We start from the raw sequence: 21,287 nt of genomic DNA, 5'->3' as shown, positions 1-21,287 counted from the left end.
TACGAAAAGGAATGCGTCTGCATGGGCGACATTCCAGGGGAGCCATGTACACATGCAGTATTTTGTCCAGCAGCTTATCAATGGGCTGACGCTGGGATCGATCTATGGGCTGATCGCGATCGGCTACACGATGGTCTACGGCATTATCGGCATGATCAACTTTGCTCATGGCGATATCTTCATGGTGGGCGCTTTCACGGCGCTGATCGTTTTCCTCATCCTGGGTGCCCTGTTCTATTCGGTTCCCGTGGTCATCGCGCTGTTGGTGATGATGATCGTGGCGATGCTGCTGACCAGCCTCTACAACTGGACGATCGAGAAGGTGGCCTACCGGCCGCTGCGCGGCTCGTTCCGGCTGGCGCCGCTGATCACCGCCATCGGCATGTCGATCGCGCTGTCCAATTTCGTGCAGGTGACGCAAGGCCCGCGCAACAAGCCGATCCCGCCGATGGTGTCGAAGGTCTACAACATCGAAGGCATCAGCGTGTCGCTGAAGCAGATCATCATCGTCGTCGTCACCGCGTTGCTCTTGGTGTTGTTCTGGTACCTGGTCAACAAGACCTCGCTTGGCCGGGCGCAGCGCGCCTGCGAGCAGGACCGCAAGATGGCGGCGCTGCTCGGCATCGATGTCGACCGCACCATCTCGATCACCTTCATCATGGGCGCGGCACTTGCCGCCGTCGCCGGCACGCTGTTCCTGATGTATTACGGCGTCATCGCCTTCTCGGACGGCTTCGTGCCCGGCGTGAAGGCATTCACCGCAGCGGTGCTGGGCGGCATCGGTTCGTTGCCGGGCGCGGTGCTGGGCGGCCTTTTGATCGGCTTCATCGAGAGCATGTGGTCGGCCTATTTCTCGATCGACTACAAGGATGTCGCCGCCTTCTCGATCCTGGCCATCGTGCTGATCTTCCTGCCTTCCGGCATTCTCGGCCGGCCAGAAGTCGAAAAGGTCTGAGATCATGGCCGTCACCGTATCTCCCGAGCGCGACACCGTCGCAGCCACGCCCATGCAGCGCGCCTTGCGCGAGGCCTTCTATGCCGGTGCCATCGCGCTCGGCCTGTTCGTGCTGTTCATCGGGCTCAAGACCGACCAGAACATCTCAAACGAGCTGATCCTGGTGCAGCGCTGGGGCCTGCTCGCCGCAGTGGTCATCGCCACGGCCGTCGGCCGCTTCCTCTATGTCGCCTACGGCCAGCCCTTTTTGGCCAACCAGAAGATCGCCGACGTCGCCACCGGCTTGCTGCCGGCCAGCGTGGCGTCGCGCTTCTTCCTCTTTCCAGCCTTCATCGTGGCCGTCATCGTCGCGGCGCTGCTGTTCGTCTTCAGCAGGTCTCTCGCCGGCTGGGTAGGGGCGGAGCCGGCCGGCTATCTGCAATTCCTGCGCGCCCTTGCGCTCATCTACGCGCTGGCTTGCGTGATCTACTATTTCCGCGGCTTCATCCATGCCAACTTCACAAAACTCGGCATCGCCGCACTGGTGCTCTATCCGATCATTGTCGTGGGCATGCTGTCGCTGATGTCGTGGTCGCTCGTCGGCGGGCTGCAAGGGTCGCTGAAATGGGTCGATAATTTCGGCATCCAGATCCTGATCTATGTCATGCTGGCCTGGGGGCTGAACATCGTCGTCGGCCTGGCCGGCCTGCTCGACCTCGGCTATGTCGCCTTCTATGCCGTCGGCGCCTATGCCTATGCGCTGCTCGGCACGCATTACGGCCTCTCCTTCTGGATCCTCCTGCCGGCCGCAGGCGCCATGGCCGCCTTCTGGGGCGTGCTGCTCGGCTTTCCGGTGCTGCGCCTGCGCGGCGACTACCTGGCCATCGTGACGCTTGCCTTCGGCGAGATCATCCGGCTGGTGATCATCAACTGGCGCGAGGTGACCAATGGCTCGGCCGGCATTTCCGGCATCCCGAAGGTCACCTTCTTCGGCCTGATGAGCTTCAACGTCTCGGATCCGAACTACATCGGCAAGGTGCTGAACATCGCCACATCGAGCGCCTATTACAAGATCTTCCTCTATTACCTCATCCTGGGGCTGGCGCTGCTCACCGCCTTCGTCACGGTCAGGCTGAGGCGCATGCCGGTCGGCCGCGCCTGGGAAGCCTTGCGCGAGGACGAGATCGCCTGCCGCTCGCTCGGCATCAACACCACGACCACCAAGCTGACCGCCTTTGCCACCGGTGCCATGTTCGGCGGTTTTGCCGGCTCGTTCTTCGCCGCCCGGCAAGGCTTCGTCAGCCCCGAATCCTTCGTCTTCCTGGAATCGGCCATCATCCTGGCCATCGTCGTGCTTGGCGGCATGGGATCACTGGTCGGCATTGCCGTCGCGGCTCTGGTCATGATCGGCGGCACCGAGGTGCTGCGCGAACTCGACTTCCTCAAGCAGGTCTTCGGACCCGACTTCACGCCGGAACTCTACCGTATGCTGCTGTTCGGCATGGCCATGGTGATCGTCATGCTGTGGAAGCCGCGCGGCTTCGTCGGCAGCCGTGAGCCGACCGCCTTCCTCAAGGTGCGAAGGGCTGTCTCCAGTTCCTTCACCAAGGAGGGGCACGGCTGATGAACGCGAACCCCTCCATGAACGACGCCATCCTGAACGTCGAACACCTGTCGATGAAGTTCGGCGGCCTGGTCGCGATCGGCGACCTGTCCTTCACCGCCAGGCGCGGCGAGATCACCGCGCTGATCGGGCCCAACGGCGCCGGCAAGACCACCGTGTTCAACTGCATCACCGGCTTCTACAAGCCGTCGGAAGGCATGATCACTCTCACCCGGCAGGACGGCTCGATCTACTTGCTCGAACGGCTGCCCAACCATGAGATCCCGGCGCGCGCCAAGGTGGCGCGCACCTTCCAGAACATCCGCCTGTTCTCGGGCATGACGGTGCTCGAGAACCTGCTCGTTGCCCAGCACAACAAGCTGATGAAGGCTTCGGGCTATACGGTGCTCGGCCTGTTCGGCTTCAGCGGTTACCGCAAGGCCTCGGCCGAATCCGTCGAACTTGCCAAGCACTGGCTTGAGAAAGCCGATCTGGTCGACCGCGCCGACGATCCGGCCGGCGACCTGCCCTATGGCGCGCAGCGGCGCCTCGAGATCGCGCGCGCCATGTGCACCGGCCCCGAGCTTCTGTGCCTCGACGAGCCCGCCGCCGGTCTCAATCCAAAGGAATCGGCCGCGCTCAACGACCTGCTGATGGACATCAAGAATAACACCGGCACCTCGATCCTGCTGATCGAGCACGACATGTCGGTGGTCATGCAGATCTCCGATCACGTCGTGGTTCTGGAATACGGCCGCAAGATCTCCGACGGCAATCCGCAGTCGGTGCGCACCGATCCGCGCGTCATCGCCGCCTATCTCGGCGTCGACGACGAGGAGGTCGAGACCGTGCTGACCGAAGTCGGCGACGAGGACGTCATCGAGCAACTCGATACCGGTCCCGATGCCGCGCATGGTCCGGGAACATCGTCGTCCTATCTCGCCGGCCCGGTGAGCGACACGGTCGGCCACAGCGAAGGCGAGCGCATCACGGTGTCGAAGGGCGCCTCGAAGGCGGCGCAGGTCGATGCGCGGGCGGCGAGCGTTGCGGCCAAGGCTGTCGCGCCAGCACCTGCTTCGCGGACCAAGCCGGCGGCGAAGCCGGCCACCAAGGCGAGTGTCAAGACAGGGGCCAAGACGCCGGCCGCGAAGGCCGCGGGCATCTCGAACCGCCTCACGGCGCCCCGCGGCGGCAAAGCCGACAATCTCACCCGCATCAAGGGGATCGGCGCGGTCAACGAGAAGAAGCTCAACGAACACGGCATCTTCCACTTCGACCAGATCGGCGCCTGGAAGAAGGCCGATGTCGAGGCCGTCGAAGCGTATCTCGCCTTTGACGGACGCATCGCCCGCGAAGAATGGGTCAAGCAGGCCAGGCTGCTTAGCCAGGGCAAGGACACGGAATTCTCGCGCCGCGTCGACGCCGGCAAGGTGGCGACGAGCCATGCTTCCGGTAAGCAGGCAGCAAAGCCCGCGACAGGAGCGGGCAAGCCCGTTCGGGCCAAGCGCGGAGGGGGCAAGTGATGGCCGGGAAGACGCTGCTCGATATCAAGGGCGTGCAGACCTATTACGGCAACATCCGTGCGCTGAACGGCGTCGACGTCACCGTCAACGAGGGCGAGATCGTGGCGCTGATCGGCGCCAACGGCGCCGGCAAATCGACGCTGATGATGACCATTTTTGGAGCGCCGCGCGCCCGCGCGGGCACCATCACCTTCGCCGGCGCCGACATCACCCAATTGCCGACGCACGAGATCGCGCGCTTGCGCATTGCCCAGTCGCCGGAAGGCCGGCGCATCTTCCCGCGCATGACGGTGATGGAAAATCTGCAGATGGGCGCCAGCCTCGACAACCTCAAGCACTATGACGAGGACGTCGAGAAGGTGTTCGCACTGTTCCCGCGCCTGAAGGAGCGCATCGCCCAGCGCGGCGGCACGCTGTCGGGCGGCGAGCAGCAGATGCTGTCGATCGGGCGCGCGCTGATGGCGCGGCCGAAGCTGCTTCTGCTCGACGAGCCGTCGCTCGGTCTTGCGCCGCTGATCGTCAAACAGATCTTCGATGCCATTCGCGAGCTGAACCGCACGCAGGGGCTGACCGTGTTCTTGGTCGAGCAGAACGCCTTCGGCGCGCTGAAGCTGGCGACGCGCGGCTATGTCATGGTCAACGGCAATGTGACCATGAGCGGCACCGGCAAGGAACTGCTCGCCAACCCGGAAGTGCGCGCCGCCTATCTCGAAGGCGGCCATCACTGAGTTCAGGAGAACTTACCATGCAAGGCATTCTCTACGAGGAACCGTCCATCTGGCAGTTCTTCTTCGTCACCTGCCTGCTCGGCGGCTGGGCGGCATGGATGACCGGCAAGGCCAGTGCCCAGACCTGGCGCAGCTTCGTCCAGCTGTTCGCCTATCTGCTGGGTCTCGGCATCGGCATCCGCTTCATCCATCATGCGCTGTTCAACGGCACGATGTTCTCGCTGCATTACTATGTCGTCGACACCATCGTACTGATGATCCTCGGCTTCGTCGGCTATCAATACACACGAACCAACCAGATGGTGACACAGTATAATTGGCTCTACGAAAGAGCTTCAATCTTGAGCTGGAAACCGAAAGGTTGACGTTCATCATTAACGCCGTTTCGGGGATGAATCGGCGTGACAAGTGCCTGAAAATCGGCAAACTATGCTTTCTGCGATAAGGGTGGGCATCGCATGAAAGCTTCATCCACGCCCACTCCGTTAATGGGAGCGTTTAAATGAAAAAATCACTTTTGTCCGCCGTCGCCCTGACCGCGCTGATCGCGTTCAGCGGCAATGCGTGGGCTGATCTAATGGTCGGCGTTGCTGGCCCGATCACGGGTCCGAATGCCGCCTTCGGCGCACAGTTGCAGAAGGGCGCGGAGCAGGCGGTCGCCGACATCAATGCGGCGGGCGGCATCAACGGGGAGCAGATCAAGCTCGAAGTCGGCGACGACGTCTCCGATCCGAAGCAAGGCATCTCGGTCGCCAACAAGTTCGTCGGCGACGGCGTCAAGTTCGTGGTCGGCCACTTCAACTCGGGCGTCTCCATTCCGGCGTCGGAAGTCTACGCGGAAAACGGCATCGTCGAGATCACGCCTGCCGCGACCAACCCCCAGTTCACCGAGCGCGGCCTGTGGAACGTGTTCCGCACCTGCGGACGCGATGACCAGCAGGGCGGCATCGCCGGCGGTTATCTGGCGGCCAATTTCAAGGACGCCAAGATCGCCGTCGTGCACGACAAGACCACCTACGGCCAGGGCCTTGCCGACGAGACCAAGAAGGCTATGAACGCCAAGGGCGTGAAGGAAGTCATGTATGAAGGCGTCAATGTCGGCGACAAGGACTTCTCGGCGCTGATCGCCAAGATGAAGGAAGCCGGCGTCTCCATCATCTACTGGGGCGGCCTGCACACTGAAGCCGGCCTGATCATCCGCCAGGCGGCCGACCAGGGCCTCAAGGCGACGCTGGTTTCCGGCGACGGCATCGTGTCGAACGAACTGGCCTCGATCGCTGGCGACGCGGTCGCGGGCACGCTCAACACGTTCGGTCCGGACCCGCGCCTGATTCCGGCCAACAAGGAACTGGTCGAGAAGTTCCGCGCGCAGGGCTTCGAGCCGGAGGCCTATACGCTCTACGCCTACGCAGCCATGCAGGCGATCGCCGAGGCAGCCACCTCTGCCAAGTCCAACGACCCGCAGGAAGTTGCCAAGGCGCTGCATGAAAAGGGTCCGTTCAAGACCGTGCTCGGCGACCTCTCCTACGACGCCAAGGGCGACCCGACGCTGCCCGGCTACGTCATGTACGAGTGGAAGAAGGGCGACGACGGCAAGTACACCTACGTCCAGAAGATGTAAGCCTGTCCGCATTGACTTCACGGACTGCCCGGCGCCTCGCGCCGGGCATTTTCTTTTGCGGAAGCAGCGATCGCGCGTTTATTGTCTGGCAAAGATCCTCGTTTTGAGGACAGCGGCGGCTTTCCGCTGATGTTCAGCCGTTTGGGGCCACGCTCAAGGCGAAGACTCGGGTTTAAATCGGTTTAAACGTGCGTCAAATTTTGTTTGCACTGCAGCATTTTCACGCTAATCATGGCGCTGCTTGCTCTTCCCTTCCGCTGCTGGAGCCCAGTCCTTGGCCATCACGAAGATCCTCGTCGCCAACCGGTCCGAAATCGCCATCCGCGTGTTTCGCGCGGCCAATGAACTCGGCCTCAAAACGGTGGCGATCTGGGCCGAGGAGGACAAATATTCGCTGCACCGCTTCAAGGCCGACGAGAGCTACCAGGTCGGGCGCGGACCCCATCTCGCCAAGGACATGGGGCCGATCGAAAGCTATCTCTCGATCGAGGAGGTGATCCGCGTCGCCAGGTTGTCGGGCGCCGATGCGATCCACCCCGGTTACGGGCTGCTTTCGGAAAGCCCCGAATTCGCCGAGGCCTGCGCCGAAGCCGGGATCACCTTCATCGGACCCAAGCCGGAGACGATGCGCCGGCTTGGCAACAAGGTCGCGGCGCGCAATCTGGCCATCGAGGTCGGCGTGCCTGTCATTCCCGCCACCGATCCGTTGCCGGACGACATGGAGGCGGTCAAGAAACTTGCCACGGAGATCGGCTATCCCCTGATGCTGAAGGCTTCGTGGGGCGGCGGCGGCCGCGGCATGCGCGCCATCCGTGCCGAGGCCGATCTCGCCCGCGAGGTCACCGAGGGCAAGCGCGAGGCGAAAGCCGCCTTCGGCAAGGACGAGGTCTATCTCGAAAAGCTGATCGAGCGCGCCCGCCATGTCGAAGTGCAGATCCTGGGCGATACCAGTGGCAATGCGGTGCATCTGTTCGAGCGCGACTGCTCGATCCAGCGCCGCAACCAGAAGGTCGTCGAGCGGGCGCCCGCGCCCTATCTCAGCGAGGAGCTGCGCCAGGAGCTGTGCGGCCATGCGCTGAAGATCGCGCGCGAAACCAGCTATATCGGCGCCGGCACGGTCGAGTTCCTGCAGGACGCCGACACCGGCAAGTTCTATTTCATCGAGGTCAATCCGCGCATCCAGGTCGAGCACACCGTCACCGAACAGGTGACGGGCATCGACATCGTCAAGGCGCAGATCCACATTCTCGACGGCTTCGCCATCGGCACGCCGGAATCGGGCGTTCCGGCACAAAAGGACATCAGGCTGAACGGCCACGCGCTGCAGTGCCGCATCACCACCGAGGATCCCGAGCACAATTTCATCCCGGACTATGGCCGCATCACTGCCTATCGCGGCGCCACCGGCTTCGGTATCCGCCTCGATGGCGGCACCGCCTATTCGGGCGCGGTCATTACCCGCTTCTATGACCCGTTGCTGGAAAAGGTGACCGCATGGGCGCCGACGCCGGCCGAGACCATCGCACGCATGAACCGGGCGCTGCGCGAATTCCGCATCCGCGGCGTGGCCACAAACCTGACTTTCCTCGAAGCGATCATCAATCACCCGAACTTCGCCGACAATTCCTACACGACCAAGTTCATCGACACGACGCCGGAGCTGTTCGAGCAGGTCAAGCGCCAGGACCGCGCCACGAAGCTGCTCAACTATCTTGCCGACGTCAGCGTCAACGGCCATCCCGAGACGCGCGGCCGGCCGCAGCCGAAAGCCGATGCCGCCGCACCCGTGGTGCCCTACCTCAACGGCAATGTGCCCGGCGGCAGCAAGCAGAAGCTTGACGTGCTCGGTCCGGAAAAATTCGCCGCCTGGATGCGCACGCAAAAAGAGGTGCTGGTCACCGACACGACGATGCGCGACGGCCATCAATCCCTGCTGGCGACGCGTGTGCGCACGCACGACATCGCCGGCATAGCGGGCACCTATGCGCGTGCCCTGCCGCAGTTGCTTTCGCTTGAATGCTGGGGCGGCGCCACTTTCGACGTCGCCATGCGCTTTCTCACCGAGGATCCCTGGGAGCGGCTCTCGCTGGTACGCGAGGCGGCGCCCAACCTCCTGCTGCAGATGCTTCTGCGGGGCGCCAACGGCGTCGGCTACACCAACTATCCCGACAATGTCGTGCAGCATTTCGTCAAACAGGCGGCATCAGGCGGCATCGACCTGTTCCGGGTGTTCGACTGCCTGAACTGGGTCGAGAACATGCGCGTCGCCATGGACGCGGTCGGCGCCGAGGGCAAGCTGATCGAGGCCGCGATCTGCTACACCGGCGATATTCTCGATCCCACGCGGGCGAAGTACGACCTGAAATATTATGTCGGGCTGGCGAAAGAGCTCGAGGCGGCCGGCGCCCATATCATAGCGGTCAAGGACATGGCCGGGCTGTTGAAGCCGAGCGCCGCGCGCGTGCTGTTCAAGGCGCTGCGCGAAGCGACAGACCTGCCCATCCATTTCCACACACACGATACATCGGGGCTCTCAGCGGCAACGGTTCTGGCGGCGGTAGAGAGCGGCGTCGACGCCATCGACGCGGCGATGGATGCGTTCTCCGGCAACACCTCGCAGCCCTGCCTCGGCTCTATCGTCGAGGCGCTGAAGGGCACCGAGCGCGATCCCGGGCTCGACCCGCAATGGATCCGGAGGATCTCCTTCTATTGGGAAGCGGTGCGCAACCAGTATGCCGCCTTCGAAAGCGACCTCAAGGGGCCGGCGTCCGAAGTTTACCTGCACGAGATGCCGGGCGGACAGTTCACGAACCTCAAGGAACAGGCGCGTTCGCTTGGGCTGGAGACGCGCTGGCACGAGGTGGCGCAGACCTATCACGACGTCAATCTGATGTTCGGCGACATCGTCAAGGTGACCCCGTCGTCCAAGGTGGTCGGCGACATGGCGCTGATGATGGTCAGCCAGGATCTCACCGTCGCCGACGTCGAGAACCCGGCGAGGGACATCGCCTTCCCGGACTCGGTCGTCTCGATGCTGCGCGGCGATCTCGGCCAGTCGCCTGGCGGCTGGCCGCAGGCGCTGCAGAAGAAAGTGCTGAAGGGCGACAGGCCGATCACGGCGCGGCCGGGCTCGCTGCTGAAGCCGGCAGACCTCAAGGCCAGCCGCAAGGAGATCGAACGGAAGCTCGAGCGCAAGCTCAGCGAATACGAGTTCGCTTCCTGGCTGATGTATCCGAAGGTCTTCTCGGACTTCGCGGCCGCGCAGGAAACCTACGGTCCCGTCAGCGTGCTGCCGACGCCGACCTATTTCTACGGCATGAAGCCCGAAGACGAGGTGTTCGTGGACATCGAGAAGGGCAAGACGCTGGTCGTGCGCTGCCAAGCGATCGGCGACGTGGACGACAAGGGCATGGTCACCGTGTTCTTCGAACTCAACGGCCAGCCGCGCCGCGTCAAGGTGCCCGACCGGGCGCATGGCGCGTCCGCCGCCAAGGCAAGGCGCAAGGCCGAACCCGGCAACGAGGCGCATGTCGGAGCGCCGATGCCGGGCGTCGTCTCGGCGCTCGCGGTGGCCGCCGGCCAGGCCGTCAAGGCCGGCGACGTGCTGCTCTCCATCGAAGCGATGAAGATGGAAACGGCGCTGCATGCCGAGCGTGACGGCACGGTCGCCGAGGTGCTGGTCAAGGCCGGCGACCAGATCGATGCCAAGGACCTGCTGATCGCCTTCAATTGAGAGCTCGCAAGAGAGAGGCACAGACTGTCGGCTTCTGTCGGCAGCCCTGACGGCCTGTTCGATAACCGCTTGACCCGCGGTCCCTGGTCGGGCATCGAACCGCAGAAATTTGCGGCGGCACGGTTCCCCCGAGTCGCGGCGAAGCACCGATTTTTTTGGAGAAAAACATGGCCGACGATATCACAGAGACCAGCCAGACTGTTGCCGCCGGCCAGTTGCGTGCCTTCATCGAGCGCATCGAGCGGCTCGAGGAGGAAAAGAAGACCATTTCCGACGACATCAAGGAAGTGTTCGCCGAGGCCAAGGGCACCGGCTTCGACACCAAGGCGATGCGCGCGATCATCCGGCTGCGCAAGAAGGACCAGGCCGAGCGCCAGGAGGAGGAGTCCATCCTGGACCTCTACAAGGCCGCCCTCGGCATGGTGTAAGGCGAGGCATCTCGTGACGTCCGGGGTCGGCGATGAGTGAGTTCGACTTCGGTGGCCGAAGGGCCTCGGAGTTCCGCCAACGCGGCTTCTGGACGCTGTTTGCCGAGCGTCACCCGGAAGAAAGAACCCGGCTGGCGAGGCGAGGGCCCTGGTTCTGGCAGCGCGGGCTGCCGGAATTCGCGCTGGTGCTCTCCATGTATGTGGCGCCCAGCGAGAATGTGGTCGGCGTCTTCTTCGGCCGTAACGAGAAGCTTGGCGCAACCGACGTCTGGGTGCGCCTCAAGCCGTTTCAGCCGGCGATCGAGGAACGGCTGAAGCTCAGGCCGGAGCAGAGCGCACAAAACCTCGGCATCAATTCACAGTGGCGGGTCAACTGCTTTGCCGAGGACAATTGGCCGGCCATGACCGACTGGCTGGTGACCGAATGCTCGCGTTTCGAGCGCGCCGTCATCGATGTTCTGGGGCAGGGATAGGTATCCGGTGTTGCCGGGAGTCGCCAGATCCTTCTTTCGCTCACGCTGGCTCGGCCAGGTGCGGCTCGACCGGCTGTTCTGGCGCGATATGGTGCTCGTCGGCACGGCGATCAACGTTGCATCGTCCGTGGCGGCGCTCATTCTGCTGGGATTGAAGATGCCGCTCGGTCTTGTGCTGGCGGTGCATTGCGCGCCGGTGCCCTACAACATCTTCCTGACTTCGGCCGTCTGGCGGACGGCGGAGCGAACCGGTGGCGCCAAGGCCTCCCTTGCTATGCTGGGTTCGGCGCTCTGGCTGATCGCAACAGTCGTCGTCTGACAATGCTGCACGAAAAAGGGCGGCCGAGGCCGCCCTTCGCAGGAAGCGTTGGCGAGGCCGCGCTCAGGCCGCCGGCTCGAATCTCAGCGCCACACCGTTGATGCAGTAGCGCAGCCCGGTCGGCGGCGGGCCGTCCTCGAAGACGTGGCCGAGATGGCTGCCGCAGCGAGCGCAATGGCATTCCGTGCGGACCATGCCGTAGCTGCGGTCGGTCGTGGTCTCGATGGAACCGGGAACGGGGTCGTTGAAGCTCGGCCAGCCGGTGCCGCTCTCGAACTTCAGCTTGGATTCGAACAGCGGCTGGTCGCAGCCGACGCAAAAGAAGGTGCCGGCGCGCTTTTCGTGAAGCAGCGCACAGCTGCCCGGGCGTTCGGTGCCATGGTTGCGCATGACGGCATATTGCTCAGGCGTCAGCCGGGCGCGCCATTCGGCGTCGGTGCGGGTGACGGGATAGGCGTGGGTGTCCATGCAGAAAACTCCTCGGCCTTGACGGCTCGTTGTTGATCGCAATGTCTATTCGCAACAAGATAGGCGTTTGTTACGAGATTTGCCCGCATTTTCGAGCGTGCCGCCTGCGCTCCTCACGCGATCGCCGTGAGATAGCGCGCAACGGAGGCCGCCAGCGCCTGTTTCGCGCCACCGATAATGTTCTGGTTCCACCACGCGCCGTAGATGTCATCGAATGTGAAAGGCTCCAGCGCGGCCGCGATGCGGCGCACGGCGGCCGCATTGAGCGGGATGTAGTTGGGATAGCTGTACATGAAGCTGACGTGGCGGCGGGTCGGCGTCACCTGCAAGATATCGCCGGCCAGGAGAGCATTGCCGCCTTCGCGCTTCCAGTGCAGCACCTGGCCGCCGGCAAAGTGGCCGCCGCAGCGGATGAGCGTCAACGCCGGGTTCAGGTCCAGTGTCTCGCCTTGCCAGCTGACGATCGACGGGTGCGGCCGCATGATCCACTGCCGGTCGTCGTCATGGAGATAGATCGGCACGCCGCCAAACGCCTCGCTCCATTCGACCATCACCGAATAGTAGTGGCAGTGCGAGATGGCGATCCCGGCAAGGCCGCCGCGGCGATTGATCTCGGCCACCGCCTCGTCGGTCACCATCGAGATGCAGTCCCACAGAACGTTGCCGTGCGGCGTCTGCGTCAGCAGCGCCCGCTGACCGATGGCGAAGCGCGGCTCGATGCCGAAGGCGAGAACGCCGGCATCGCCCTTCATCACAAGCCGATGCCCGGCCGCGAGCTCTTCCGGTGTGGTCCAGGCCTGGCCTTCCCAGCGCACATATTGCCGCTCGTCCTCGCAGATCGGACAGTGCTGTGGGGGCGCTTCGCTCTGCGCGAACTGGACACCGCATTGCAGGCAGAGGAAACAGGTCATGGAACCTCCCGTCATTGTCCCGGCTTAGTGCTTGCGCGACAATTGCCTCGTTGCGCCTTCCAGCCCGGCCAGCGTCAGCGGAAACATGCGGCCGCCGAACATGTCGCGGATCATAGCAATCGAATGGGTGAAACCCCAGTTCTTCTGGCTCTCGGGGTTCACCCATACCGCGTTCGGCCACTGCCGCAGCAGACGGCCGAGCCAGACGGCGCCCGCCTCCGGGTTCCAGTGCTCGACCGAGCCACCGGGATGCGCGATCTCGTAAGGGCTCATCGAGGCATCGCCGACCACGATCACCTTGTAGTCAGGCCCATATTTGTGGAGGAGATCGAAGGTCGGGATCGTCTCGGCATGGCGACGGCGATTGTCCTTCCACACACCCTCGTAGAGGCAGTTGTGGAAATAAAAATATTCGAGCTGGCGGAATTCGGCGCGGGCGGCCGAGAACAATTCCTCGACGCTTCTAATGTGGTCGTCCATCGAGCCGCCGACATCGAAGAACATCAAAAGCTTCACCGCGTTGCGCCGCTCTGGCCGCGTCTTGACGTCGAGATAACCGTGCTCGGCGGTGGCGTGGATGGTGCCGGGCAGGTCGAACTCCTCCTCGGCGCCTTCACGCACCCAGCGGCGCAGCCGCTTGAGCGCGATCTTGATGTTGCGGGTGCCGAGCTCGACGGCGTCGTCGAAATTCCTGAACTCGCGCCTGTCCCAGACCTTCACGGCCCGGCGGTTGCGGCTCTCATGCTGGCCGATGCGCACGCCTTCGGGATTGTAGCCATAGGCGCCGAAAGGCGAGGTGCCGCCGGTGCCGATCCATTTCGAGCCGCCTTGGTGGCGGCCTTTCTGCTCCTCGAGCCGCTGCTTCAGCGTCTCCATCAGCTTCTCGAAACCGCCGAGCGCCGCGACCAGCTTTTTCTCTTCCTCGGTCAGGTGCTTTTCGGCCAGCCGGCGCAGCCATTCCTCGGGGATATCAGCGACGTTGACGGCATTCGGACCGCTGAGCGCCTCAACACCCTTGAAGACATGCGCGAACACCTGGTCGAAGCGGTCGATATGGCGTTCGTCCTTCACCAGCGCGGCGCGAGCGAGGTAGTAAAAACCTTCGACGTCATAGTCGACCAGCCCGGCTTCCAACCCCTCCAGCAGCAACAGGTATTCCCGCAAAGAGACGGGAACGCGTGCAGCCTTCAGTTCGAGGAAGAAAGGGATGAACATTTTCTGTCTATAAGAGGTCGTACTCGATGAAGCCGGTGCGGCGCGCGACATGGTCATAGAGCTTGCGCGCCGTGGCGTTGGTTTCGTGCGTCATCCAGTAGACATTCCTGACGCCGATCTTGCCGGCTTCCTGCTTCACGGCTTCGATCAGCGCAGCGCCAATCCCCTTGCCGCGCACTTCGGGGTCGGCGAACAGATCTTGCAAGTAGCAGTTGTTTTTCTCGGACCAGCAAGAGCGATGGTACAGGTAATGGGTGAGGCCGACAGCCTTGCCGTCGAGGACGGCGATAAAGCCCTTAGGTTCGAACTCGCCTTGCGTGAACAGGCGCTTCCAGGTGACCTCGTAGACCTCTTGCGGCAGTTTCGTCTCGTAGAAAGCAAGGTAAGCGGTCCAAAGCCTGCGCCAGTCGGCGTGGTCGGATTCTGCGAGCGGGCGGATAGTGATCTCGGCCATTTCGTTCCCTCTGAGGTCTGGAACTCAATCCATACCAACAGAATCGGGATCAGGAACACCCTTGCCTATCCCGCCGGCAAATTATACTCGCGAAAAGCGGTCGCGAGCATGTGCAGCGCCTCTCGTGCCCTTGGCGCCAAGCTGTGCGAATGCAAAACGATCTCGGAAGGGGGAATTGGCGGCAGGCCGAGTTTGCGGCCCACCTCGACCAGGCCGGGCGGCGCGACACGGTAGGCGAGCGCAGCGACGGCGAAGCCGGCCGACACCGCGATATTGACGGCTGCGCCGCCGCCGCCCACGAAAGCCTCGTTCCAGGCAATGCCTGCCTTATCCAGCGTCTCGACAGCTCTCACGCGGTCAGGGCAATTGCATACGGTGCTTAGCAGCGCCAGGCGCAATGGCGTTCCCGGCCGCCATTCGAAGGCCGGGGCGGCGAACCAGCCATATTGAGTGCGCGACAAGGCTTCGCCGCGGCGGCTGTCGTCTTCCTGATGGACAATCACCGCATCGAGCTCACCGCGATCGAAAGCCTCCTCCAGCATGGAGCTCGTATCGATCCTGATGTTGAGCGCGAGCGACGGATCATGGGCATGCAACTGGGCTATCAATATGGACAGCTCAGGCCCGGCGACGTGATCGACAAAGCCGAGAGCAAGCCGACACGGCGCGTCGGAAAATTCCGTAACGGCTCGTTCGTGGGCGGCAAGGAATTCACGCGCCGCCGGGAGAAAAGCCGCTCCCCTTGCCGAGAGGGCCACGCGGCGCGGCGTTCGTTCGATCAGACGCGCGCCGAGCTTCTCTTCCAGCCGACGCAGCTTAACGCTGATCGTCGCCTGGGTGCTGCCCAGCGCGGCAGCCGCACGCGTGAAGCTCTGCAGGTCGGCCACCATGACGAAGGTCCGCACGGCATCGACGTCAAGACTGGTCATCTCTAATCATTCCATTTTGTCATTTCTGAAATAGAAACGCATAGTCTTTTTTCATGATGGGGGGTCATTTAAGTCATGTCGACCGCTGTGTGAAGAGCGACGCTCGCAGCCACTTCCGAATGCTCCGACTGAAAGTGACCGACATGACGTTTCCAATCGACCGAAACACCGTTGCTCTTGCGGGGGTCTGCCTCGCCTCGCTGCTGTTCGGCCTCGAAATCTCCAGCGTCCCGGTGATCCTGCCGAAACTGGAAACCGTGCTTGGCGCTGATTTCAAGGATCTGCAATGGATCATGAATGCCTACACCATTGCCTGCACCACGGTGTTGATGGCGACGGGGACATTGGCCGACCGTCTCGGCCGCAAACGCGTGATGGTGGGCACCACCGTCGCCTTTGGCCTCGCCTCCCTGCTATGCGGTCTCGCAACGAGCGCTCCGCTGCTGATCATCGCCCGGTTTCTTCAGGGCCTGGCGGGCGGAGCGATGTTTACCTGCAGCGTGGCGGTGTTGTCCCACCAGTTTCAAGACGGCAGTGAACGCGGCAAAGCCTTCGTCGCCTGGAGCGTCGTCTCGGGCATCGGCCTTGGCTTCGGCCCCGCCATTGGCGGATTGATTGTGACGCTGTCGAGTTGGCAATGGGTGTTCCTCATCCATGTGCCGCTTGCCGTTCTTGCCTTGGCTTTCATCGGCGCCGGTGTCACCGAATCGCGCGATCGCAACGCGCAGAAGCTTGACCGGGCCGGCATACTGACACTGTCGTTCGCGGTGTTCGGCTTCTCCTATCTGATCACGCAAGGGGCCGATCTGGGCGCTGGCGCGCGCATCGGCGTGGCAAGCGCGGCCGTGCTGGCCTTCGTCGCGTTCCTCGTAGCCGAGAAGATCAATCCCTATCCGATGTTCGATTTCTCCGTTTTCCGCATCCGCCAATTCTCGGGAGCGATCATGGGCGGCATCGGCATGAATTTCAGCTACTGGCCGTTCATCATCTATCTGCCGATCTATTTTTCGGGGGTCCTCGGTTACGACAGCACCACGACCGGGCTGTTGCTGCTCGTCTACACGCTCCCTTTCATGCTGATGCCGTCGATCGCCGAGCGCCTGCGGGCACGCTATCAGGCGCGGGTGGCGATCCCGCTCGGCTTGTTGACATTGGGGGTCGGTTTCATCGCCATGTGGATAGGTTCCGGGCTCGAGGGCAACTGGCTGACCATGCTGCCCGGCACGCTGATCGCCGGCATCGGCATCGGCCTGACCAATTCGCCGACCACCAACACCACGACCGGCTCGGTGTCGCCCAATCGTGCCGGCATGGCGTCCGGCATCGATATCAGTGCGCGGCTGATCACGCTTGCCATCAACATCGCGGTGCTGGGACTGCTGCTGACGCAAGGGATCGTTTCTTATCTGCGCAACGCCTTCGGCACGGCTATCGACCCGAACGAACTGCGCGCCCTGGCAGAGAAGATCGCAGCCGGCAATCTCGACGGCCTGGCGCAATACTCGCCCAAGCTTGCGACCCTCGACCCGACGGGCGCCATCGCGCGTGCCGCCCTGATCAACGGTTTTGGTTGGGTCATGCTCTATAGCGGGATCGGCGTTCTGGCTCTTGCCGTCATCAGCTTTGCTATCTTCGGCCCAAAATATGTCGCGCCGCAGCAGCGAAGCGGGCGTCCTGCGCAGGGTGCTGGCGAGGTGCGCTCGTAGCAATGCCTTGTGCGGCTCGGCCTCTGGGCGCCGATGCGCTCGTTCATCCTTGCCGCCTCGCCATGAAGGCCAGCCGCTCGAACAGATGCACGTCCTGCTCGTTCTTCAGCAACGCGCCGTGCAGCTTGGGCAGCGCGTTCTTCGGGTCGGCGCGCAGATCCTCGGGCGCGATGTCGTCGGCGACCAGCAGCCTTATCCAGTCGAGCGCCTCGGAGGTCGACGGCTTCTTCTTCAGCCCCGGCACGTCGCGGATTTCGTAGAACTGAGTGAGCGCCGCCCGCACCAGATTCTGCTTGATGCCGGGATAGTGCACATCGACTATCCTGTGCAGCGTCTCGACGTCGGGAAAGCGGATGTAGTGGAAGAAGCAGCGGCGTAGGAAGGCGTCCGGCAGCTCCTTCTCGTTGTTGGAGGTGATGATGACGATCGGCCTCACCGCGGCGCGGATCGTCTCGCCGGTCTCGTAGACGAAGAACTCCATCCGGTCGAGTTCCTGCAAGAGGTCGTTGGGAAATTCGATATCGGCCTTGTCGATCTCGTCGATTAGGAGGACGACTTTCTTGCCGGCGGCGAAGGCTTCCCACAATTTGCCGCGCTTGATGTAGTTCTTGATATCGTTGAACCTGGTATCGCCAAGCTGACTGTCGCGCAGCCGCGACACGGCATCGTACTCGTAGAGGCCTTGCTGCGCCCGCGTCGTCGATTTGACGTGCCATTCGATGAGTTCCAGCCCGAGTGCCGCCGCCACTTGCCTGGCAAGCTCCGTCTTGCCGGTGCCGGGCTCACCTTTGACCAGCAAGGGCCGTTCCAGCGCGATCGCCGCGTTGACCGCCACCATCAGATCCTTGTCGGCGACGTAGGCCGCAGTGCCTTCGAAACGCATTTTTGCTCCTTGGTTCAGTACGGACGACCGTAAGGAGACGGCTTGGCCCATGCAAGGGTGGGTTGGCGGCGGCGAAATGTGAAGCCGGCAGGGAAAGAGCGCCAACTCTCTGGCGCCAAGTCTCTGGCGCTTGGGAGGGCATCGGCCTATATTGGGGCTGACGGTCTGCGCTTCCCGGCAGGAGACACTTTTCCCCGGGGCCTTAACGATCCTTAGGGAGCTGTCCCTGGGAAGACCCGTGGGTTTTCTCACACGGCGCCCACCTACTTTGTAGGCACCCGGGATCGACTTCTCCACCGGTTGTGTGGATCGTCACTTATTCGCCACATCCACGTATTTCGTGGATCATGCGATGGAAAGCGTCGCTCCCAAAACGTCCATTCAGGTCTGGCTTTTTCTAGCGTCTGCGCATGACATCCTCAAAAGACCTGAAAAAACAGCTTCGCAAGGAAGCGCTTGGCCGCCGCGACGCGCTCGATGAATTCTGGCGGGTGGAAGTCGCGCTCGATATGGCCGAAACCGCGCGCGACCAGCTTGCCATCGAGCCAGGTCAAATCGTGTCCGGCTTCTGGCCAATGCGCTCGGAAGTCGATGTCCGGCCGCTGATGTTCGCCTTGCGCGAAAAGGGCGCACGGCTCTGCCTTCCGGCGATCCTCGACAAGACGACCATCGTCTTTCGCGAATTGGTACGCGGCGCGCCGATGATCGATATGGGATTTGGCACCGTCGGGCCGCATGAGGAAGCCGAAGTTCTTGACCCCTCCGTCATGCTGGTGCCGCTCGCCGGCTTCGACGCGCGCGGCCACCGCATCGGTTACGGCGCGGGCTATTATGACCGTGCGATCGCCAAGCTTGTCGACAAGGGGCATGCGCCCCGGCTGATCGGCATTGCTTTCGACTGCCAGGAAGTGACGATGGTTCCCAATGAGGACCACGACGTCATCATCCCGGAAATACTGACCGAGAGCGGGTTGCGCCGGTTCGCGCCAGAATTGTAGATAGTTCTTTGGAACGCATGATCTTTGCCGAAAGTCATGCCACTTTTCGGGGTCAAGCGTGATGAGACTTCTCTTCCTCGGCGACATGGTCGGCAAGACAGGCCGCACGGCGGTGTGGGAGCAATTGCCGGGCCTGATCTCGGACTTCAAGCTCGATTTCGTCATCGTCAACGGCGAAAACGCGGCCGGCGGCTTCGGCATCACCGAGGAGATTTTTCGCGAGACCATCGCGGCCGGCGCCGATGTCGTCACCACCGGCAACCATGTCTGGGACCAGCGCGATGCGCTCGCCTTCGCGCCGCGCGAAGAGCGCTTCCTGCGCCCCTCCAATTTTCCCAAGGGTACGCCAGGGCGCGGCTCGGGCGTCTACATCGCCAGGAGCGGCGCGCGCGTGCTGGTCGCCAACATCATGGGCCGGGTGTTCATGCATCCCGAGCTCGACGATCCCTTCCAGGCTGGCGAGCGCGAGCTTGCCGCCTGTCCGCTCGGCGAGCAGGCGGATGCCGTGGTCATCGACTTCCACGCCGAGGCGACCTCCGAAAAAATGTGCTTCGCGCATTTCGTCGACGGTCGCGCCAGCCTCGTGGTCGGCACTCACACCCACCAGCCGACCGCCGATCACCATATCCTCAATGGCGGCACCGGCTACATTTCCGACGCGGGCATGTGCGGCGATTATGATTCGTCGCTCGGCATGGACAAGGAGGAGCCGCTCAACCGGTTCCTGTCGAAAGTGCCGAAGGGGCGTTTCGAGGCGGCGACCGGACCCGCGACCTTGTGCGGCGTCGGCGTTGATATTTCCGACCGCACGGGGCTGACCGAGAAGATCGCGCCGTTTCGCCGCGGGCCGCGGCTCGAGGAAACGGCGCCGTCCTTCTGGACGTGACATTGATATAGGGGCTCTCAATACCTAACTGCCGGCGACACTGCTCTAGATCGTAGAGGGGACGACCTCCATGCAGCTTATCGAGTTCCTGGCGCCGCACTTCGCCTTCGTGTTCGATCCCACCGCCTGGGTCGCGCTGTTGACCCTGGTGGTGCTCGAGATCGTGCTCGGCATCGACAACCTGATCTTTATCTCGATCCTGACCAACAAGCTGCCGGAAGCACAGCGAGCCCGCGCCCGCCGGCTCGGCATCTCGGCGGCGCTCGTCATGCGGCTGGTGCTGCTCGCCACCATCTCGATCATCGTCCAACTGACGGCGCCGGTCTTCACCGCCCTTGGCCACGGCTTTTCCTGGCGCGACCTGATCCTGATCGCCGGTGGCCTGTTCCTGGTGTGGAAGGCGACCAAGGAGATCCATCACACGGTCGACCCCGACGACCACCAGGACACGATGCTGGGCGAGACCGTGCAGATGAGCCTTGCCGGCGCCATCTTCCAGATACTGCTTCTCGACCTTGTCTTCTCCATCGATTCCATCATTACCGCCGTCGGCATGACCGACGAGATCGCCATCATGTACATCGCCGTCATCGTGGCGGTTACGGTGATGATGCTGGCGGCTACGCCGTTGGCGAACTTCATAGCCAGGAACCCGAGCATCGTCATGCTGGCGCTGGGCTTCCTGTTGATGATCGGCATGACGCTGATCGCCGACGGCATGGGCTACCATGTGCCCAAGGGTTATATCTACGCGGCGATGGGTTTTTCGGCGCTCGTCGAAGGCCTCAACATGCTGGCGCGGAACCGCAAGAAGGCGAAGTCCGGCGGCGGGCATTGAGCCTGACGACATGGCCAATGCCGAGTTCAGGCTGACTCTTACGAAATTGTACGTACAATATCGTAATCGATGGTGCTGCTTTGCGGTTCGAATGGGATGCTGAAAGAGCCAGGCGCAAACTTGCCAAGCTCGGCATCGGATTCGATCTCGCGCAGAAGGTGTTCGATGATCCGCTTTATCTCATCGTGCCCGACCGGTTTGAAGATGGTGAGCAGCGTTGGCACGCTATCGGGACGATCGATGCCGTAGTGGTCATGCTGGTTGTCCACACATATCCTGATCGCGAAGATGAAGGACGAGTTAGGATTGTTGGTGCCCGGAAAGCGACAGCGCATGAAAGGAGGCGCTATGAGCAAGAAGGACCTTAGTCAGGATCAGCGCAACCAGCTCGCCAAGCTGGCTGGTTTGCCTGACAGCGAAATTAATACTTCCGACATCCCAGAAGTTCCGGCGGAGAATTGGATTCATGCTCGTCGTGGACATCTTTACAGACCACTCAAGCAGCCAGTGACAATCAGACTCGATACTGACGTGCTATCGTGGTTCAAGGAGCATGTCGGGGGTGGTGGTTACCAGACCGAAATCAATCGTGTGCTCCGCCATCACGTGATCGAGCAGGAAAAGCGTAAAACCTGAG

At 62.6% G+C, this 21,287-nt stretch carries 22 protein-coding genes and 1 other RNA gene; 17 read left to right on the top strand and 6 right to left on the bottom strand.

Annotated elements, in window-relative coordinates; translation table 11 throughout:
• Window positions 1-52 precede the first annotated feature (52 nt).
• From FJ940_RS00570 to FJ940_RS00525, 10 genes are all read left to right on the top strand, one after another.
• A complete protein-coding gene (locus FJ940_RS00570; RefSeq protein WP_140493067.1) occupies window positions 53-955 on the top strand; it encodes a branched-chain amino acid ABC transporter permease LivH in 903 nt (300 codons plus the stop codon).
• A gap of 4 nt (window positions 956-959) precedes the next feature.
• Window positions 960-2,558 carry a high-affinity branched-chain amino acid ABC transporter permease LivM gene (gene livM, locus FJ940_RS00565; protein ID WP_140654827.1) on the top strand — a complete coding sequence of 533 codons (1,599 nt, stop codon included), beginning with the start codon at window positions 960-962 and terminating at the stop codon, window positions 2,556-2,558.
• Complete coding sequence (locus FJ940_RS00560) at window positions 2,558-4,060, top strand: ATP-binding cassette domain-containing protein (protein WP_140493073.1); 1,503 nt, start codon at window positions 2,558-2,560, stop codon at window positions 4,058-4,060. Before livM ends, FJ940_RS00560 begins: the two co-directional genes overlap by 1 nt.
• Window positions 4,060-4,788 carry an ABC transporter ATP-binding protein gene (locus FJ940_RS00555; protein ID WP_140493077.1) on the top strand — a complete coding sequence of 243 codons (729 nt, stop codon included), beginning with the start codon at window positions 4,060-4,062 and terminating at the stop codon, window positions 4,786-4,788. The genes FJ940_RS00560 and FJ940_RS00555 overlap by 1 nt, the downstream gene beginning before the upstream one ends.
• A 17-nt stretch (window positions 4,789-4,805) precedes the next feature.
• Window positions 4,806-5,153, top strand: a complete 348-nt coding sequence (locus FJ940_RS00550) for a DUF6867 family protein (protein ID WP_140493080.1) — start codon at window positions 4,806-4,808, stop codon at window positions 5,151-5,153.
• 137 nt (window positions 5,154-5,290) lie between these two features.
• Complete coding sequence (locus FJ940_RS00545; protein ID WP_140493083.1) at window positions 5,291-6,409, top strand: branched-chain amino acid ABC transporter substrate-binding protein; 1,119 nt, start codon at window positions 5,291-5,293, stop codon at window positions 6,407-6,409.
• Window positions 6,410-6,683: 274 nt separating this feature from the next.
• Window positions 6,684-10,142, top strand: a complete 3,459-nt coding sequence (pyc, locus tag FJ940_RS00540) for a pyruvate carboxylase (RefSeq protein ID WP_140493086.1) — start codon at window positions 6,684-6,686, stop codon at window positions 10,140-10,142.
• A gap of 167 nt (window positions 10,143-10,309) precedes the next feature.
• Entirely contained in the window at window positions 10,310-10,570 is a 261-nt protein-coding gene (locus FJ940_RS00535; RefSeq protein ID WP_140493089.1) for a DUF2312 domain-containing protein, read from the top strand.
• 32 nt (window positions 10,571-10,602) lie between these two features.
• Window positions 10,603-11,043 (top strand): hypothetical protein, encoded by a 441-nt coding sequence (locus tag FJ940_RS00530; RefSeq protein WP_140493092.1) that lies wholly within the window; start codon window positions 10,603-10,605, stop codon window positions 11,041-11,043.
• A 7-nt stretch (window positions 11,044-11,050) separates the two neighbouring features.
• Window positions 11,051-11,362: a hypothetical protein gene (locus tag FJ940_RS00525; RefSeq protein WP_246670971.1), complete on the top strand. Its 312-nt coding sequence runs from the start codon at window positions 11,051-11,053 to the stop codon at window positions 11,360-11,362.
• Between the two features lie 63 nt (window positions 11,363-11,425).
• Here FJ940_RS00525 and msrB read toward each other — a convergent pair whose 3' ends face one another.
• The 5 genes from msrB to FJ940_RS00500 all read right to left on the bottom strand — a co-directional run bounded on the left by msrB (window position 11,426) and on the right by FJ940_RS00500 (window position 15,339).
• Window positions 11,426-11,830 carry a peptide-methionine (R)-S-oxide reductase MsrB gene (gene msrB, locus FJ940_RS00520; RefSeq protein WP_140493098.1) on the bottom strand — a complete coding sequence of 135 codons (405 nt, stop codon included), beginning with the start codon at window positions 11,828-11,830 and terminating at the stop codon, window positions 11,426-11,428.
• A gap of 113 nt (window positions 11,831-11,943) precedes the next feature.
• Window positions 11,944-12,741 carry an MBL fold metallo-hydrolase gene (locus tag FJ940_RS00515; RefSeq protein WP_140493101.1) on the bottom strand — a complete coding sequence of 266 codons (798 nt, stop codon included), beginning with the start codon at window positions 12,739-12,741 and terminating at the stop codon, window positions 11,944-11,946.
• A gap of 24 nt (window positions 12,742-12,765) precedes the next feature.
• A complete protein-coding gene (locus FJ940_RS00510) occupies window positions 12,766-13,956 on the bottom strand; it encodes a VWA domain-containing protein (RefSeq protein WP_140654822.1) in 1,191 nt (396 codons plus the stop codon).
• A gap of 7 nt (window positions 13,957-13,963) precedes the next feature.
• The gene (locus FJ940_RS00505; protein ID WP_140525030.1) at window positions 13,964-14,410 is read right to left on the bottom strand and encodes a GNAT family N-acetyltransferase; all 447 of its coding nucleotides are present in this window, start codon (window positions 14,408-14,410) and stop codon (window positions 13,964-13,966) included.
• A gap of 65 nt (window positions 14,411-14,475) precedes the next feature.
• Complete coding sequence (locus FJ940_RS00500) at window positions 14,476-15,339, bottom strand: LysR family transcriptional regulator (RefSeq protein WP_140566807.1); 864 nt, start codon at window positions 15,337-15,339, stop codon at window positions 14,476-14,478.
• 143 nt (window positions 15,340-15,482) lie between these two features.
• Between FJ940_RS00500 and FJ940_RS00495 the strand changes: the two genes are divergently transcribed.
• Window positions 15,483-17,045, top strand: coding sequence for an MFS transporter (locus FJ940_RS00495; protein WP_140654819.1), 1,563 nt, complete (start codon window positions 15,483-15,485; stop codon window positions 17,043-17,045).
• Window positions 17,046-17,088: 43 nt separating this feature from the next.
• Here FJ940_RS00495 and FJ940_RS00490 read toward each other — a convergent pair whose 3' ends face one another.
• The gene (locus tag FJ940_RS00490) at window positions 17,089-17,928 is read right to left on the bottom strand and encodes a MoxR family ATPase (protein WP_140493116.1); all 840 of its coding nucleotides are present in this window, start codon (window positions 17,926-17,928) and stop codon (window positions 17,089-17,091) included.
• Between the two features lie 159 nt (window positions 17,929-18,087).
• On the opposite strand from FJ940_RS00490, the gene ssrS reads away from it, so the two are divergent.
• The 6 genes from ssrS to FJ940_RS00460 all read left to right on the top strand — a co-directional run bounded on the left by ssrS (window position 18,088) and on the right by FJ940_RS00460 (window position 21,286).
• A non-coding RNA gene (gene ssrS / locus FJ940_RS00485) (6S RNA) lies at window positions 18,088-18,243 on the top strand.
• A 95-nt stretch (window positions 18,244-18,338) separates the two neighbouring features.
• Window positions 18,339-18,926, top strand: coding sequence for a 5-formyltetrahydrofolate cyclo-ligase (locus FJ940_RS00480; protein ID WP_140654816.1), 588 nt, complete (start codon window positions 18,339-18,341; stop codon window positions 18,924-18,926).
• A 61-nt stretch (window positions 18,927-18,987) separates the two neighbouring features.
• The gene (locus FJ940_RS00475; RefSeq protein WP_140493122.1) at window positions 18,988-19,812 is read left to right on the top strand and encodes a YmdB family metallophosphoesterase; all 825 of its coding nucleotides are present in this window, start codon (window positions 18,988-18,990) and stop codon (window positions 19,810-19,812) included.
• Between the two features lie 70 nt (window positions 19,813-19,882).
• Entirely contained in the window at window positions 19,883-20,650 is a 768-nt protein-coding gene (locus tag FJ940_RS00470) for a TerC family protein (protein ID WP_140525034.1), read from the top strand.
• 80 nt (window positions 20,651-20,730) lie between these two features.
• Window positions 20,731-21,018 (top strand): BrnT family toxin, encoded by a 288-nt coding sequence (locus tag FJ940_RS00465; RefSeq protein ID WP_140525035.1) that lies wholly within the window; start codon window positions 20,731-20,733, stop codon window positions 21,016-21,018.
• Window positions 20,999-21,286, top strand: a complete 288-nt coding sequence (locus FJ940_RS00460; RefSeq protein ID WP_140525036.1) for a BrnA antitoxin family protein — start codon at window positions 20,999-21,001, stop codon at window positions 21,284-21,286. Before FJ940_RS00465 ends, FJ940_RS00460 begins: the two co-directional genes overlap by 20 nt.
• Window position 21,287 lies beyond the last annotated feature (1 nt).

This window comes from Mesorhizobium sp. B2-3-7 (assembly GCF_006442695.1).
Taxonomy (GTDB): Bacteria; Pseudomonadota; Alphaproteobacteria; order Rhizobiales; family Rhizobiaceae; genus Mesorhizobium.
The sequence above is the reverse complement of the archived record's forward strand: the minus strand, read 5'-3'. Positions and strand labels throughout refer to the sequence as shown.